Raw genomic sequence first — 16,607 nt, forward strand, 5'->3', positions numbered from 1 at the left:
GCAGGTCATGGTTGCGGCCAACAGATCATCGAAAAAAACGTCAGAGAAATTCAACACCGCGATGTTTGCCGACGTCCCGGTCCTGAAGCGCAAATGGCAGGCCGCATTGCGTCCGGGCGACAGGCTGCCACGCTATGAAGATGTCATGCTCGGCAGCCTCGGCCGGCTGGCAGATCACGTCGTGCTGCTTCGCAACGACAACGAGACGCTCTCCGTCTCGCACACCGGCCGCTACGTCCAGCAATGGCTGAATGACGATCGCTGGGACATTTCCTTAAGTGCATTGCCGCCGGATTGCGCGACCGCGCTCGGCGAGGCGGCATCCAACGCGCTGCAGAACGACCGTCCGTACCTCGCCACGGCGCATTGCGTGCGCGACGGGCTGGTTCGGACCTATGACGTGCTGGCGCTGCCGACGTCGTCGCGCTGGGGCGGCACCCTGATCGGTGCCTATGTCAACGAGCGACGCGCAATTCAACCTGCTGGACACGATCTTCTCCGCGACCGACGAGGGCATGCTGTCGCTGGCTGCGATTCGCGATGCGAATGGCCGCCCGTCCGATTTTCAGATCGTTCACCTCAATCAGGGAGCCGCGCGGCTATTGCGGCAGCCGTCGACGGAATTGTTGTGGCGCAGGCTCAGTGCGGGCGGAAACCTGTTATGCGCGCCGGAGGTGACCGAGCGTCTGCGCGGCATCATCGCCAGCGGCAATGGTGGTCAGATCGAAATCAACAGCGAGGACCGCTGCCTGCGGTTGGGCGTGACGGCATTCGGCGACATGCTGTCGCTAACGGTTTCCGACGTCACGGCGCTGAAGCGGAGCGAGGTTTCATTCCGCCTGCTGTTCGACAACAATCCGATGCCGATGTGGGTGTTTGATGCCGAAACGACTCAGTTCCTGAACGTCAACGACGCGGCCGTACGGCATTATGGCTATCCCCGCGAAACCTTCCTGCAGATGCAACTTCGCCAAATCTGGCCGGAGGACGAATGGGCAAGCCACAGCCAGGCGCTGCAGCAAGTCGGCGATGTCTATAATTCGAGCCGCGACTGGCGGCATCTCAAGGCGGACGGCAGCGAAATCCATGTGCTGACGTTTGGACGGCGCGTCGCCTTCGAGGGGCGTGACGGCTATCTGGTGGCCGTGGTCGATATCACCGAGCGCCGCGAGGCGGAGGCGCGAATTGCCCACATGGCCCATCATGACTGCCTGACCAACCTGCCGAACCGCGACTTCTATCAGGAGCGCCTTTGCCAGGCCCTGGAGCGGGCGTCCGGCAACAAGCGCGTGGCGGTGCTATGCGTCGATCTCGACCTGTTCAAGAACGTCAACGATTCATTCGGTCACCCGATGGGTGACCGCCTGCTGAAGCAGGTGGCCGAGCGGCTGAAATCCGAAGTGCGCGGCGACAACCTTGCCGCGCGGCTTGGCGGTGATGAATTCGCCATTGTGCTGGTCTCCGAGGTGTCGCCGAACGACGTGAGCGATTTCGCCGACCGGCTGATCGGCATGTTGAGCGCGCGCTATGACCTTGACGGCATCGAGGTGGTTGTCGGCGCCAGCATCGGCATTGCGCTATCGCCCGGCGATGGCACGAGCTGCGAGGAATTGATGCGCAACGCCGACATGGCGCTCTACCGGGCGAAGTCCGATGGCGGCGGCGTCCACCGCTTCTTCGAGCGCGAGATGGACCGGCAGGCGCAGAGGCGCCGCGACATGGAGCGCGACCTGCGCCGCGCCTTCGCGAGCGGCGAATTCGAACTGCACTATCAGCCGCTGGTGGATATCTCGGCCAATCGGATCAGCGGGTTCGAATCGCTGTTGCGCTGGCGTCATCCGGGAAAGGGTATGATTTCTCCGGCCGATTTCATTCCGGTCGCCGAGGATATCGGATTGATCGTGGCGCTCGGCGAGTGGGTGCTTCGCGAAGCCTGTTCCGAAGCGGTGAACTGGCCGGAGGACATCAAGGTCGCCGTCAATCTGTCGCCGGTCCAGTTTCGCAGCCGCAATCTGGTTCAGGCGGTGATTTCGGCGCTGGCGCATTCCGGCTTGTCGCCGCGCCGGCTCGAGCTGGAAATCACTGAGTCGGTCTTCCTGGCCGAAACCGAAGCCAATCTGGCGATCCTGCATCAGCTCCGCGAGCTCGGCGTCAGCATATCGATGGACGACTTCGGCACCGGCTATTCGAGCCTGAGCTATCTCCGCAGCTTTCCGTTCGACAAGATCAAGATCGACCGCTCGTTCGTGAAAGATCTCGCCGAGCGGACCGACTGTGTTGCGATCGTGCGTGCCATCTCCGGCCTCGGCCGCAGCCTGAACATCACCACGACGGCCGAAGGCGTCGAAACCATGGACCAACTCGACTGGCTGCGCGCCGAAGGCTGTAACGAGGTGCAGGGCTTTCTGTTCGGCGCGGCGAAGCCGGCATCCGAACTGAAGGCGTTGCTGTCCGGTTTTAGCGCCCGCGCTTCGAAGGCGGCGTAAGGCTAGAACCGCGTCACGATATCGGACAGTGCCGGGCGAGGGCGATCCTCTGCCGGCTTCGACGGCGTGCCGATATGAATGAAGCCGACGAGTTTTTCATCCGCCTTCAGCCCGAGCCCGTCGAGCACGTCCCGGTCGAAGGCGAACCAGCCGGTCAGCCAGCAGGCGCCATAACCGAGCGCGGTGGCGGCGGTGACGATGTTCATCGCGCTGGCGCCCGCGGACAGTTCCTGCTCCCACGCCGGCACCTTGGGATGCGGCTTTGTAAAGCTAACCACGGCGATCACCAGCGGCGCGTCCATCAGCCGGCGTTTCTCGACCTCGATGTCGGCTGTAGGAGCAGACGGATTCTTCTTCGCGAAGACCTTGGCAATGACGTCGCCGGCCCGCGCACGGGCGTCGCCCTCAAACACGATAAAACGCCACGGCGTCAGCTTGCCATGATCGGGCACCCGCGCGCCGATGGTCAGGATAGTCTCGAGTTCGCCCGCCGTCGGGCCGGGGCCGCTCATCTCGCGCGGTTTGACCGAGCGGCGGATCTTCAGGAGTTCAAGGGCGTCGGGCACAACGGTCTCTTTTGTCGGAAATGGCTGTGCCAGAGATAGTGGCACAGCCGCGTCAGCGGAAGCCGATTTAGATCGATTATGATCAAGCCACCGCCCGCATCCGCTTCACGTCCGGCGGTGTCGCTTCGTCGACGAGGGCGGCCAGCGCCTCGTCCGTCGGCATCACCTTCTGCCCGTCGCTGCCGAGCCGGCGGATCGAGACCGAATGGGTCTCGGCTTCCTTCTTGCCGACGACGAGCAGGGCAGGGATCTTCGCCAGCGAGTGCTCGCGGACCTTGTAGTTGATCTTCTCGTTGCGCAGGTCGATCTCGACGCGTAGGCCGGCCCGCCGCGCCGCGGCGGCGACTACCTTGGCGTATTCGTCGCCTTCGGAGGTGATGGTCGTGACCACGACCTGGATCGGTGCCAGCCAGAGCGGGAAGTTGCCGGCGAAATGCTCGATCAGGATGCCGATGAAGCGCTCCATCGAGCCGCAGATCGCGCGATGCACCATCACCGGCGCCTTCTTCGAGCCGTCGGCATCGATATAGAACGCACCAAAACGTTCCGGCAGGTTGAAGTCTACCTGCGTGGTGCCGCATTGCCAGTCGCGGCCGATGGCGTCGCGCAGCACATATTCGAACTTCGGCCCGTAGAACGCGCCTTCGCCCGGATTGATCTCGGTCTTGATGCGATTACTGCCGCTGGCCTGAATTTCCGCCAGCACGGTGGCCATCACGCGCTCGGCATGATCCCACATCTCGTCGGTGCCGACGCGCTTCTCCGGCCGGGTCGAGAGCTTGACCGTGAGCTCGCCTTCGAAGCCGAAATCGGCGTAGGTCGACAGGATCAGGTCGTTGATCTTGAGGCACTCCTCGGCGAGTTGGGCTTCGGTGCAGAAGACATGTGCGTCGTCTTGCGTAAAACCGCGCACGCGCATCAGGCCGTGCATCGCGCCCGAGGGCTCATAGCGATGCACCACACCAAACTCCGCAAGGCGTAGCGGCAGGTCGCGATAGCTCTTCAGGCCGTGCTTGAAGATCTGCACGTGGCCGGGGCAGTTCATCGGCTTCAGCGCAAACCAGCGCTTGTCCTCCGCCTCGTCGCCGGCCGACTGCGCCGCGAACATGTTCTCGCGGTACCAATCCCAGTGGCCCGAGGTCTCCCACAGCGCCTTGTCGAGGATCTGCGGCGCGTTGACCTCGTCGTAGTCGCCGGTCAGGCGGCGGCGCATGTAGGCAATCAGCGCCTGGAAGATGGTCCAGCCCTTCGGGTGCCAGAACACCACGCCGGGGCCTTCTTCCTGGAAGTGGAAGAGGTCGAGCTCGCGGCCGAGCTTGCGGTGGTCGCGCTTCTCGGCCTCCTCGATCTGCTTGAGGTAGGCGTCGAGCTCTTCCTGCCTGGCGAATGCCGTGCCATAGATACGCGTCAGCATCGGGTTGTTGGCGTCGCCCCGCCAATAGGCGCCTGCCACCTTCATCAGCTTGAACGCGTTGCCGATCTTGCCGGTCGAACTCATGTGCGGACCGCGGCACAGATCGAACCAGTCGCCCTGGAAATAGATCTTGATCGGCTCGTCGCCGGGAATGGCGTCGACCAGCTCGACCTTGAAGGCCTCGCCCTTGTCGCGGAACACCTGCTTGGTCTTTTCGCGGTCCCAAACCTCCTTCGTGAAGGGCTTGTCGCGCGCGATGATCTCGCGCATCCGCTTCTCGATCGCCGCGAAATCTTCCGGCGTGAACGGCTCGTTGCGGAAGAAGTCGTAATAGAAACCGTTCTCGATCACCGGGCCGATCGTGACCTGCGTGCCCGGCCACAGCGACTGCACCGCTTCGGCCAGCACATGCGCGCAGTCGTGCCGGATCAGTTCGAGCGCGCGGCGGTCTTCGCGGCTGATGAGTTCGATCTTCGCATCGTGCGAAATCGGATCGTTGAGATCGGCGAGCACGCCGTCCAGCGCCATCGCGACCGTGCGCTTGGCGAGCGAGGGCGATATGCCCTTGGCGACGTCGAGCCCAGTGATGTCCTTGGCGAAGTCGCGCTTCGCGCCGTCGGGGAAGGTGAGGGTGATTTTTTGCACGGGTTCGGCCGGTTTCAAGTTAGCAAGGCCAAATTGGAACCCCGATGCGGGTGCATTGCTGTCAGGCATTGGCATCTCCTAAAGCTCACTCCTGCGAACGAGCGCAGGTAAGCGGGAAGCAGCGGTATAGCAGGGGATTCGGCCCCTGCAATCGGGCAATTTCGCGAAATAGGCGGTGATGGCAGGGCTGCAGGGCAAACATTTGGCCCCATCGTCCGGGAAAGAATGCTTCTCCGTCACGGCGACGTGCGCAGAGCCGCTCGGCATCAGCGCCGTCAAATCAATGAAACTCATAACAAGCGATGAAAAATAATCCGGTATCGCGTCCTTTTCTTGGCACGGCTCACAGGCTACATGCATTTGCATGAAACATGTGCCCGGGCCCGTCCGCGTTGAGCGCCGCTTTGCACCGACTGCGCTGATGCTCGGCAACGTCGTCACCGGCTGCTCGGTGCTGGCGCCGGCAGGCATGCTGGTCGAACTATCTGCCGGTCTTGACGTCTCGATCCGCACCGCGGGGCTGTTGATCACCTTCGGCGCGATCATGCTGTGCGTCGGTTCGCCGGTCACGGCGTGGCTGACTTCCAGGATTGAGCGCCGCACCCTGCTGACGGCCACCCTTGCCGTGCTGGCGCTTACCAACATTGCCTCCGCCTTTGCGCCTGACTACGCGAGCCTGCTCGCCATTCGCCTGGTCATGCTGGCTATCGGCGCGCTGTACACGCCGCAAGCGGCGGGAACGGCCGCACTGATCGTGCCTGAAGCAAGACGCGGCAGTACCATCGCCTATATCTTTCTCGGCTGGTCGCTGGCGGCGGCCGTCGGCCTGCCGGCGATCACCTTCATCGCCAGTCGCTATGGCTGGCAGGCGGTCTATGGCGCCATCGGTGCAATGAGCTGCCTGAGTTTCCTCCTGCTGGCGTGGCGCCTTCCCCGTGGGCTGATGGGCGCGCCGGTCGTCCTGAAGACCTGGGCAGCGATCGGCCGCAACCGGACAATCCTGCTGTTGCTGTTGATTACGACCGCGCAGATGTCCGGCCAGTTCGTGGTGTTCACCTATATGGGCCCGTTGCTGGCGCGGCTGACGGGAGCGGGCCCGGACCCGATCGCCGTAGTATTCGCCGTCTACGGCGTTTGCGGCGTCATCGGCACTGCGATCGGGACCCGCATCGTCGATTCCTGGGGCGCGTGGAAGACCTCGATGCTGTTCACGTCGATTTTGTTGGCAGGCGTGAGCGGATGGGCGCTCAGTGCCGGCATCTATTCCCTGATGGCTGTCTCCGTCGCGGTCTGGGGTATTGGATTTGCTTCCACCAATTCGATGCAGCAGGTGAGGTTGGTCGGCGCCGCGCCTGCGCTGGCGTCCGCATCGGTGTCGCTCAATACATCCGTGCTCTACGTCGGACAGGCCATTGGCTCGGCCATCGGCGGTTTCCTGTACGCGCGCGATCTCCTTTTCGCCAATGGCTATGTCGGGGCGGCCTTTGTCGCGCTCGCACTGACGACGGTGATTCTAACCAAACCCAGCAAGATCTAATCGCGGCGGCGAAGCCGTTACCGGTTTGCGTAGGGGACACTCGCAACCCGGGTCAAAGCCGGCGTTACGGCCATCTTGACCAGCACGTCCTTGACCGGATGCTCGGTCCAGGCCTGCGTTACGTAATCGCGGTGGGTGACGCCATCGGGCGTCTGCACGAACACGACGCTGCCGGGACGCAGCGGCCCGTCCATGCTCTCGGTGACGGTGATGCCCCTGTCGCGGAGCATCTGCATCAGCTCCAGGTCGTGCCGCTTGGTGTAGCGGGTATACGAAGAGACAAAGAAACCGGTCCGGTTTTTCTCGATCCACGACGCGAACTTGTCGAGCTCGCCATAGACGGCGTCGAGCAGGAACACACCACGGACCCGGTTCGGAAGGCCGCCGACTTCGAGGCTCCACGCCGTCGGCAGGAAGCCGCCGCTATAGCCGACGATCACGATCGGCATGTTGGCGAACGCCTGCGCCGACTTCGGATCGCCGTAGAGGCGGGCGAGGTGGCTTGCTGACTCCTCGATGAAGCGCTTGAAGCCGCCCGGCTGCCAGAACTTGCCGGCCGAGGAGTCGGCGGCGTTGACAGCCATTTGCGGGGCGAGCAGCACGGCGTTGACGCCTGAATCGGAGATCTGCTGCGGCACCAATTGGCGGTCGCGGACGTCGCGCTCTAGCGTCGCGCCGTTGCCGTGGAAGAACACCACGATCACGCCCGGCTTCCTGACATCGAACGTCTCGGGGACATGTACCAGGACGCGGCTGTCGTTGTAGGTCTCGTCCTGCCAGTAGACCTTGCCGCTAAAGCTGCGATGGCCCTTGCGGTCGCCTTTGACGATGTTGAGGAACGGTTCTTCCGAGCGCGGATTGGTGCCGAAATAAGGGAAAGCGGAGGATTTCATGCTGACCAGCGTGGTCAGTTCTTCACGCTCATTGCGGGGTAGCGTCAGCGTTGGCGTCAACGAGGCGACCCGCACTGGCTCGGTACGCACCTCGCGCGGCTGCGGCGCCAGTGCGACCTGGCTCTGGACCTGCGGCAGGCTTTCACCCGCTGTCGGGAAACGGTCGACGAATTGCGGCTGGGGGAAACGGTCGTCGAACGTATCGGCGGAAGCCTGCGGCTTGGCGGCTCGGGATTTGGTGCCATCCGTGTTCGCCGCCAGCATTTCCGGGGTCGGCGCCTTGCCGCATTGAACCAGGACGAAGGATAGCGGCACGATCAGCGCGGCCATCGCCGCCCAGTGCCATCGAAGGGGCAGCACACGGCGCGGCATGGCCGGAGACGTCGCCCGCCTGGCGCGATCAACTGTCGGGAAATTCGGATTAGCTCCGACCATCCATCCCAATGCCCCAAGATCCACCAACCGGCGTAAGCTCGCACGCGTTCAGGCGACGTTAAGCGTCCGGAAAAACTCCCCGCATCCGGAAGCCCAAGAAGACCATGCAATCGTGTCGCGATTGTGGGACCGCCACGATGTCTTCGCAATCCAGTAGTGCCACGGTGCGCCTGGAGGTATCATGCAACCTATCTTGTGCCTCAATTTAAGCCCTTGGTAACATTGCTTGAATTGAGCGGCGTCAGCCTGCACGATGAGCTCCTGGCTGGGCGCTGAAGGTACGGTCCGAGATGGCGGCATCAGAAACGGGAAGCCCGGCCTGGCCTAGCTCGCGGTCCGGCAGCGGCTCCAGCGTTTCGGCCTTGGTGGCGGTTGCCATCGTGGTTGCCGATATGGTTGGTGTCGGCGTCTTCACCAGCCTCGGCTTTCAGGTCAAGGACATCCCCTCGGGCTTTTCCATCCTGCTGCTGTGGACGGTCGGCGGCATCGTCGCGTTGTGCGGGGTGTTTTCCTACGGCGAGCTCGGCGCGATGTTTCCGCGCTCGAGCGGTGAGTACAACTTTCTCGGTCGGGCCTATCACCCTGCCTTCGGTTTTGTGGCGGGCTGGGTGTCGGCGACGGTCGGCTTTGCAGCGCCAGTGGCGCTCGCCGCCATGGCGTTTGGCGAGTACGGCAAGTCGGTGCTGCCCAACGCGCCGCCGCTAGCACTTGCGATCGGCATGGTCTGGTTGGTGTCGCTGGTGCAACTCGCCGGCATCAGGCACTCCTCGACCTTTCAACTGGTCGCGACCATCCTGAAGGTGGTGCTGATCGTAGCCTTCCTGGTCTGCGGCTTCGTGATCGGCACTGCGCAGCCGGTTTCGTTCGCGCCATCGGTGTCCGACTTCACCCATATCGTCAGTGCACCGTTCGCGATCAGCCTTGTGTTCGTGATGTATTCGTTCTCAGGGTGGAACGCGGCAACTTACATTATCGGCGAGGTGAGGCTGCCGGAGCGCAACGTGCCGCGGGCGATGCTGGTCGGAACACTGATCGTGCTCGTGTTGTATGTCGCGCTCAACGCCGTGTTCCTGCACACCGCGCCGATCGACAAGCTTGCGGGCCAGCTCGATGTCGCCCGGATCTCTGGCACCTACATCTTCGGCGAACTCGGCGGCCGCATCGTCGGCGCGATGATCTGCTTCGGGCTGATCTCCTCGATCAGCGCGATGATGTGGATCGGGCCGCGCGTCATGATGACGATGGGCGAGGACATTCCGGTGCTGCGACCGTTCGCCAGCCGCTCGGCCAGCGGTGCGCCGTCCTACGCCATTCTGTTTCAGCTCACGGTCGCGAGCCTGATGCTGCTTACGCGCAGCTTCGAGGCGGTGCTCGACTTCATCCAGTTCGCGCTGCTGTTCTGCTCGTTCTTTACCGTGCTCGGGGTGATCAAGCTGCGCATCACGCAGCCGGACCTGCCGCGGCCGTACCGTGCCTGGGGATACCCGGTAACCCCTGTGGTTTTCCTGGTCGTGACCGGGTTCATGATGTACTACCTTCTGACCGAACGGCCGTTGCAGTCGATGCTGGGTCTTTTGATCATGTTCTCAGGTCTCTTGATTTACGCCGTCTTCCGCAAGCGGGCAGATCAGGTCGCCGTGGCCGCAACGGGTCGCGAATGAGCATGCTACACTACCTGAGAACGGCGACGCTTGCTGCTGTCATGCTGCTGGCGGCCGTGGCTGCCGTCCGTGCCCAATCCGCAACGGTGGACGACACCGCGAAATTTCTCGCAGGCCTGATGCCCTCGGCGGACTCGCCGCTGGCGCCGCTCACTAAAGATCCTGCCTGGCAACGGCACGCCAAATTCTTCGACACCGCGTTCGGCCAACTCGAGCAGCGCCAAATATCGCGGATCCGCGCCTGGGCAGATACCAATCTGGCGGCGCCGAAGCCGACCATGTTCTACATGTTCTCAGGCCCGGATTTTCTCTATGCAAACGCTTTCTATCCCAAGGCCTCGACCTACGTGCTGAGTGCACTCGAGCCGGTCGGCTCGGTACCCGACCTGACGAGTTTGCCGCGCGGCGGCATCGCGTCCGCGCTCTACAACGTCGAACGTTCGCTCAGTTCAATCCTGAGCTTCAGCTTCTTCATCACCAAGCAGATGAAGACCGATCTGCAGGCGGGCCAGATCAGCGGCACTTTGCCGATCCTCTATGTGTTTCTGGCGCGCTCGGGCATGGCCGTGAAGGACGTCAGTCCGATCTCGCTGGACGACAAGGGCGCGGCGCATCTCGCAGGCGAAAATCCCGGGCCGAACGCCGTGCGTGGCGTGCGCATCATCTTCACCGGCAGCGACGGTCAGGAAAAGACGCTGTATTACTTCTCGACCGATCTCTCCAACTCCGGCGTGAAGGCGAGCGGATTCCTGAAATTCTGCGCAACGCTCGCGCCCGGCAACAGCCTGATCAAGAGCGCGTCCTACCTCCCGCATTCCGGCAACTTCACCACCGTGCGCGATTTCCTGCTCAACAACAGCGCCACCATCATCCAGGACGATTCCGGAATTCCGCTCGCTTACTACAGCACGAGGAAATGGCGTTTGTTCCCGTTCGGCCGCTATCTCGGACCGATCGACGAATTCCCGGGACGGTACCAGGAGTCCTATGCGGCACTCTTTCGCCGCGCACAGCCGGTCGATTTCGGCATCGGCTATCGCTGGCGCACGCCGGAAACGAATGTGCTGCTGTCGGTGAGATTGCCGGACGATGGATCGCCCGCTATCGACGCCACCGCATCGGCGGAGGCGCTGCCGCCACCGCCACCGCGCCCGCGCAGGCCGCGGCCGCCTGCGAATATCGGACCCCAGCAATGGGGCGGACCACAGCCATGGGGCGGTGGGTTCTTCGTCTGGCGCTAAGCCGCAATCGCTGCATGCGTCGTACTCAGGAAGCGTTGACGCCGCGCCACCGTCCGTAGCGCCACGGCAGATACCATCGCGCACCCGCGGGCGCCGTAAGCGGCACGTTGTCGATGCCGGACGTGCCCCAGGGATGGCAGCGCAACAGCCGTGCCAGCGTCATCCAGCCGCCGCCCCACAAACCGAAACGTTCGATCGCTTCGTCGCCATACACCGAGCATGTCGGCAGATGCCGGCAGTTGTAGCCGACCAGCAGCGACAGCGAATGCCGATAGATCCATATCAGCGCGCGTCCGGTATTGCGCGGCAGACGACGGACGATGCTGGCACAATCCGTGCATTGTTTTTGCTGTGATGATGAAGGACCTGCCGATGCCATGCAGCACTATGTACGTAGTCTTACGGGAGTTCCCAAGCAAGGAACTCAATTCCTGCAGATATTTAGCCACACTTAGGAATTATCGCACTGCAATGCGACATAACAAGCCAAGGTATTATGGACGACACACGTCAGCACAGTTACCGTTTTCATACGGATCGATGACAGAATCATCTCGCGCTAAAACGGGGCCATCGCCACCAGTCGTAGACGGGGCTGCTTGGGGGAAGGAACCAAATTGAGGTTTGAGACGTCGCTGAAACTTCGCGGCTGGGCCCTTCTCGGTGCCACCGCCTTTTGTCTCGCATTGCCGGGCGCGATCACGATGCTGGGTAATTCGGCGTATGCCGGTGGTACCCTCGAAGAACGCAAACAGCCAATGCATTTCAAGTGGAATGCATGCCAGCCGGATTGCAAGGGCTGGGTCTCGGCCGTCGGCATCGTTACAGCGGATAGCCCGCGGGCGTTCGACGAATTCGCCAAGGGCCGCCAGCTCGCCGGCGCGACCATCGTGCTGGATTCCAGCGGCGGCTCGGTCAACGACTCCATCGCGCTGGGCCGGCGGTTCCGCAGCCTCGGCGCGCTGACGACCGTAGGCACCACGGTGCGCACGAAGACTCCGCGTGGCGAACGCGTCAGCGTGGCGCCGGAAGCCTATTGCGAGTCGATGTGCGTATTCCTGCTGCTCTCGGGCAAGACGCGTTACGTGCCGCCCGCCGCGCACGTCCGCGTGCACCAGATCTGGATGGGCGATCGCGCCGATGACGCCAAAGGCTCGAGCTACAGCGCGCAGGACCTGATGATCGTGCAACGCGATATCGGTCGCCTCACGAAATATACCTTCGATATGGGTGGCACCGGTGATTTGCTGTCGCTCGCGCTCAGCGTGCCGCCGTGGGAAGATTTGCACCAATTGTCGCGCGATGAATTGCGCCTGAGCAATCTCATCACGACCGATGCAGTCGCCGACGTGTTCCCGCAGGACAATGCATCGGTGCCGATGGCCGAGGCGAAGCCTTCCAAGCCGCAGGATCGCTTCGTCAGTTCCGTAACGGAGGGCGACGCGACGCAGCCGGGCAAATCGACCAAGACTGCCGAAGCCGCGGTTCCGACCGGCGGGTCAGCGGCCGCGCCGGCGCAGCCAGCTCAGCCGCAACAGAATCAGCCGCAACAGAAATAGGCTGCATCCCCACGGTGGTCATCATCCGCGAAAGCGGATGATCCATTACGCCGTGACGGTGGCGGTAGATCGAGAATTCCCGGCGTACTGAATACCCGCATTTTGCCATCTTGCGGGGTACGACGGCGATGGACCGGGCTCACGCCTGCGCCGGCTGATTTGCCTTGGCTTCGATCTGGCCGATGGCGTCGACCACGGCGTCGAAGGTCAGCATGGTCGAGGCGTGGCGGGCCTTGTAGTCGCGCACCGGCTCGAGCAGGGCGATGTCGGCCCATTTGCCCTGCGGGGGACCGCCGTTTTCCTTCAGCATCTTGCGCACGGTTTCTCGCAATTCACGTAACTCGCTAGCCGTCGAACCCACCACATGGCTCGCCATGATCGAGGAGGAGGCTTGCCCGAGCGCGCAGGCCTTCACGTCATGGGCGAAGTCGCTGACCACGGGCCCGTCCATCTTGAGATCGACCTTGACGGTCGAACCGCACAGTTTGGAGTGGGCGGTGGCGCTGGCGTGGGGGTCGGGAAGGCGACCGAGGCGGGGGATATTGCCCGCCAATTCAATGATCCGCTTGTTGTAGATGTCGTTCAGCATGAGAATCGGTGTCCCGGGCGGCGATCCGAGCGCCCTTGGCGGCTGGGTTTCATCGTCCTATATATGAACAGGAACGGCGGAAAAACAGCCCGGCCGTTTGCCGTAGGCGGACGGATATGGACCAGACATGGAAACCAGTTCGGCCGTCCACGTGTTGTGGATGGGACTCAGGCGCCCGGCGGCAAAACCGCCCCGTCTGCCCGGTGACACTCCGGTCTCTGCAGGCCGGTCGAACGGAGAAGACATGGACGCATTGATCAAATCCCTCCGCCCTGGCAAGCCTTCCGATTTGAAGTCTTCCGATTTGAAGCCTTCCGAAGTGAAATCACCCGACGTGGCCCCGGAAGCCCGCCCCGCCGAACTCGATCCGGCAGAGTTCCTAGCTGCTGCCGTCCGCGCCGACCTGCCGCGCCCGTCGCGTGCCGAGGCCGAACACGCCGTGCACACGCTGCTCAGCTATATCGGCGAAAACCCCGATCGCGAGGGTTTGCTGGATACGCCGCGCCGCGTGGTCGAAGCCTTCGACGAGCTCTATCAGGGCTATCACCAGTGCCCGGCCGAGGTGCTGGACCGCACCTTTGGCGAGACCGCCGGCTATGACGACTTTGTCCTGGTCCGCGATATCGAATTCACCTCGCAATGCGAGCATCACATGATGCCGTTCTACGGTAAGGCGCACATCGCCTATACGCCGGTGGAGCGGGTGGTCGGATTGTCGAAGCTGGCGCGGCTCACCGATATCTTCGCCCGCCGCCTGCAGACCCAGGAGCACCTGACGGCCCAGATCGCGGCCGCGATCGACGAGGTATTGAAACCCCGCGGCGTTGCCGTGCTGATCGAGGCGGAGCATACCTGCATGTCGGTGCGCGGCGTCGCCAAGCATGGCGCGATGACGTTCACCAGCCGCTTCACCGGCATGTTCCGCGACAATCCGGCGGAGCAGCAGCGTTTCCTGTCCCTGGTGCGAGGGTCCAACCGGTAGCCTCGCCGAAATTTCTCCGCGAGGCCTTGTCGTGTCCACATCCGCAACGACCAATGAACGTGAAGAGGGGCTGAGCTTCCAGCCCAAATTCGACGCGTCCGGTCTCGTGACCTGCGTGGCGACCGATGCCGCGACCGGCGACGTACTGATGGTCGCGCACATGAACGAGCAAGCGCTGCGCAAGACGATCGAAAGCGGCGACGCCTGGTACTTCAGCCGGTCCCGCAATGCGTTGTGGCGAAAGGGTGAGACGTCAGGTCAGACCCAGCGCGTGGTCGAGATGCGCGTTGATTGCGATCAGGATGCCATCTGGATTCGCGTCGAGCAGCAGGGCGCGGCGTGTCACACCGGGCGGCATTCCTGCTTTTACCGCAAGATCGACGCCGCCGGAGGCGGTGCGCTGCTGACGTTCGTCGATGCCGACCGGCAGTTCGATCCGAACGATGTTTACCGGAAATAGCTGGCGTCGGTTCCGGGCTGGTCATGCCAACAGCTCACCGATCATGGCGGCTGCGCGTCTCGCACCATCGGCTTCGACCGCTTTCGGTCTATCCGGCCTCGACATGGCCAACATCATGGCGTCGGCAATCATATCGGGGGTTGACGCAGCGAAGTCCATTTGGATGCCTGCACCATAGCGGCGGAGCCGGTGGGCGACGTGAAATTTCTGCTCGAAATGGTTTCGCAGCGGAAAATAGACAAACGGCGTCCCGGCGGCACAGAGTTCCATGCACGTCGTGAGTCCGCCCTGGACCAGCGCCAGGTCACACGCTGCGAGATGCCGGTCGAGATTGGCGACGAACGACCGTATCTCGACGCCCTCCGGCGCACGCAGCGACGCCGGATCAATGCGGGGACCGGCGACCACCACCATGCGCAACGCCGGCAGCTTGGCCTTCACGATGGGATAGGCCTGCACGACGCGCTTGATCAGGTGAGCCCCGATCCCCGATCCGCCGACGGTGACAATGCAAATCTGTTCGCCGTTCTGGTAGCCGAGCGCTTCGCGAAGAAATTGGCGGCTACCGAAGGTTTGGGGGTGCTCGCCGATGACGTAGCCGGCGAAATCGAAGTGCCTCGGAACCCAATCGCGCATCAGGGGCAGATCCGCACCGAACGATAGCGGCACCACGTCTTCAGGGTGGCCCACGAAAATCGCTCGGTCGCGCACGCCAGGATGGTGCTCGATATGCTCGATCATCTCGGCATTGTAGTCGGTCGTCAGCAGCGCCTCATGTTTGCCGCCGGACGGCATCGGCACGTAACCGACGAAGTCGGTCAACCAGACGAGTTTTGCCTTTTTCAGCTCAGGGTGCTCGTGCCAGTAGTGATCGATATCCCAGGCCTCGTCCGCAATCACGATGTCGTAAGCGCCCTGCTCGACGGCGTCCTGGAAGATCATGAAGTTCTTGATCAGCACCTCGTCCATGCGACGGAGCGCCTGAAAGCAGTGCAATTCGTGTTCGCCGCTTTCGAGCTCGATATGCCGCGTTTCGCTCGCCAACCTTGCACTTAGCGGATGGACATGCTCGTTGCCGGCCTCCAGCAGACGCGTGACCGGATCTTGCGCCAGCCAGTCCACCGTGAGGTCAGGATGAAGCTTGCGCAGCTCGCGGGCGATGGCGATGTCCCGGCGGCCATGGCCGAGGCCGATCGGCGAGGAAAGGTAGAGGGCGCGCTTCTGGCGTGCGCTGTGAGGCCAGGCCTCACGTGCAGGCGGGCGGATGGCGAGCCGGCGATCGATGAAGTCGTTGATCAGCGCGTTTGATTTGGCCGGATACCGGCCGAGAGGGTTATGACCGCCGCCTCTGATCGTTGCGAACTCCGAGCCGCTCACCTCGGCATGGGCCGCCCGGGCGCGCTCGCAGGGCTGAATTTGGTCGTTGTCGCCGTGGATGAACAGAACCGGGCAGCGGATGCTGCGATACATTTCCGCGCTGACGTCGAATTGGGGAGGAATGTTTCGCGCTTCGACCGTTTTGATCAGGGTTGGTCCATCCGTCTCGGCAGCCCAGCCGACCCCGTCCTCGATCTGTTTGGTCGAATGCGGCTCGCTGCAGATGTTGCGAACGAAGAACTCCGCGAAATCAGGGTAACTCGTCAGCCAATAGTCACGGTTGAACTTGTTCCAGCCGTCGTAAGTATCTCTCTCGGCGAGAAAATGCGAGGCCGCAAATCTTGCCTGGTGCGCAGGTCCGATGGTCGAGACCGTGCCGGCGAGGATGGCTGCCCGTACACGCGCCGGGTGATAGGCGGCGAGAATGGAGGCGAGCAACCCGCCGAACGAAAGTCCGACCAGGATAGCTTGCTCCACCTCGAGGCCGTCCATCACGGCAAGCGCGTCGGCGACGTAGTTGTCGAGCGTGTAGGCCGTGACGTCTTCCGGTCGATCGGATTTGCCGTTGCCGCGGCCATCATAGGCGATGCAGCGGAAACGTTCGCTGAAGTAGGGAAGCTGCGCCTTGTAGATTCGGGAGTGGACGATGCTCCATGGCGGGATAAACAGAATGGTTTCCGCGCCGGCGCCGTAGCTTTCGTAAGCGAGTTTCACGCCGTCGCGGGTGATGAAACCCTCGCTGTCCGCCAGCTTTGCTCGCAT

Annotated in this window: 12 protein-coding genes and 1 pseudogene; 7 read left to right on the top strand and 6 right to left on the bottom strand. The window is 62.8% G+C overall.

Annotated features, from left to right (window positions below):
- Nucleotides 1–7: 7 nt before the first annotated feature.
- Nucleotides 8–2,486: pseudogene (locus KJQ96_RS27155) on the top strand (putative bifunctional diguanylate cyclase/phosphodiesterase).
- A 2-nt stretch (nucleotides 2,487–2,488) separates the two neighbouring features.
- Here the strand turns inward: KJQ96_RS27155 and KJQ96_RS27160 are convergent.
- Together KJQ96_RS27160 and thrS are read right to left on the bottom strand one after the other, a co-directional pair.
- Nucleotides 2,489–3,052 carry a nitroreductase gene (locus tag KJQ96_RS27160; RefSeq protein WP_213289448.1) on the bottom strand — a complete coding sequence of 188 codons (564 nt, stop codon included), beginning with the start codon at nucleotides 3,050–3,052 and terminating at the stop codon, nucleotides 2,489–2,491.
- 82 nt (nucleotides 3,053–3,134) lie between these two features.
- Nucleotides 3,135–5,180, bottom strand: a complete 2,046-nt coding sequence (gene thrS, locus KJQ96_RS27165; protein WP_213289449.1) for a threonine--tRNA ligase — start codon at nucleotides 5,178–5,180, stop codon at nucleotides 3,135–3,137.
- A 295-nt stretch (nucleotides 5,181–5,475) separates the two neighbouring features.
- On the opposite strand from thrS, the gene KJQ96_RS27170 reads away from it, so the two are divergent.
- Nucleotides 5,476–6,648: an MFS transporter gene (locus tag KJQ96_RS27170; protein WP_213289450.1), complete on the top strand. Its 1,173-nt coding sequence runs from the start codon at nucleotides 5,476–5,478 to the stop codon at nucleotides 6,646–6,648.
- A gap of 17 nt (nucleotides 6,649–6,665) precedes the next feature.
- On the opposite strand, the gene KJQ96_RS27175 is transcribed toward KJQ96_RS27170, so the two are convergent.
- A complete protein-coding gene (locus tag KJQ96_RS27175) occupies nucleotides 6,666–7,976 on the bottom strand; it encodes an alpha/beta hydrolase (RefSeq protein WP_213289451.1) in 1,311 nt (436 codons plus the stop codon).
- Between the two features lie 290 nt (nucleotides 7,977–8,266).
- On the opposite strand from KJQ96_RS27175, the gene KJQ96_RS27180 reads away from it, so the two are divergent.
- Nucleotides 8,267–9,637, top strand: a complete 1,371-nt coding sequence (locus KJQ96_RS27180; protein ID WP_213289452.1) for an APC family permease — start codon at nucleotides 8,267–8,269, stop codon at nucleotides 9,635–9,637.
- Nucleotides 9,638–9,639: 2 nt separating this feature from the next.
- Nucleotides 9,640–10,878, top strand: a complete 1,239-nt coding sequence (locus tag KJQ96_RS27185) for a hypothetical protein (protein WP_213289500.1) — start codon at nucleotides 9,640–9,642, stop codon at nucleotides 10,876–10,878.
- 25 nt (nucleotides 10,879–10,903) lie between these two features.
- Here the strand turns inward: KJQ96_RS27185 and yidD are convergent, their stop codons facing one another.
- Nucleotides 10,904–11,257 carry a membrane protein insertion efficiency factor YidD gene (gene yidD, locus KJQ96_RS27190; protein ID WP_249734577.1) on the bottom strand — a complete coding sequence of 118 codons (354 nt, stop codon included), beginning with the start codon at nucleotides 11,255–11,257 and terminating at the stop codon, nucleotides 10,904–10,906.
- Nucleotides 11,258–11,495: 238 nt separating this feature from the next.
- Between yidD and KJQ96_RS27195 the strand changes: the two genes are divergently transcribed.
- On the top strand, nucleotides 11,496–12,437 hold the full coding sequence (locus tag KJQ96_RS27195) for a hypothetical protein (protein WP_213289453.1): 942 nt from the start codon (nucleotides 11,496–11,498) through the stop codon (nucleotides 12,435–12,437).
- 139 nt (nucleotides 12,438–12,576) lie between these two features.
- On the opposite strand, the gene KJQ96_RS27200 is transcribed toward KJQ96_RS27195, so the two are convergent.
- Nucleotides 12,577–13,026 carry an iron-sulfur cluster assembly scaffold protein gene (locus KJQ96_RS27200; protein WP_213289454.1) on the bottom strand — a complete coding sequence of 150 codons (450 nt, stop codon included), beginning with the start codon at nucleotides 13,024–13,026 and terminating at the stop codon, nucleotides 12,577–12,579.
- Between the two features lie 244 nt (nucleotides 13,027–13,270).
- Here KJQ96_RS27200 and folE point away from each other — a divergent pair, with 244 nt between their 5' ends.
- On the top strand, nucleotides 13,271–14,008 hold the full coding sequence (gene folE / locus KJQ96_RS27205; protein WP_213289455.1) for a GTP cyclohydrolase I FolE: 738 nt from the start codon (nucleotides 13,271–13,273) through the stop codon (nucleotides 14,006–14,008).
- 31 nt (nucleotides 14,009–14,039) lie between these two features.
- Nucleotides 14,040–14,468 (top strand): phosphoribosyl-AMP cyclohydrolase, encoded by a 429-nt coding sequence (gene hisI / locus KJQ96_RS27210; protein ID WP_213289456.1) that lies wholly within the window; start codon nucleotides 14,040–14,042, stop codon nucleotides 14,466–14,468.
- A gap of 21 nt (nucleotides 14,469–14,489) precedes the next feature.
- On the opposite strand, the gene KJQ96_RS27215 is transcribed toward hisI, so the two are convergent.
- The gene (locus KJQ96_RS27215; protein ID WP_213289457.1) at nucleotides 14,490–16,607 is read right to left on the bottom strand and encodes an alpha/beta hydrolase; all 2,118 of its coding nucleotides are present in this window, start codon (nucleotides 16,605–16,607) and stop codon (nucleotides 14,490–14,492) included.

The sequence above is a fragment of the Bradyrhizobium sp. sGM-13 genome, assembly GCF_018398875.1.
GTDB lineage: Bacteria > Pseudomonadota > Alphaproteobacteria > Rhizobiales > Xanthobacteraceae > Bradyrhizobium.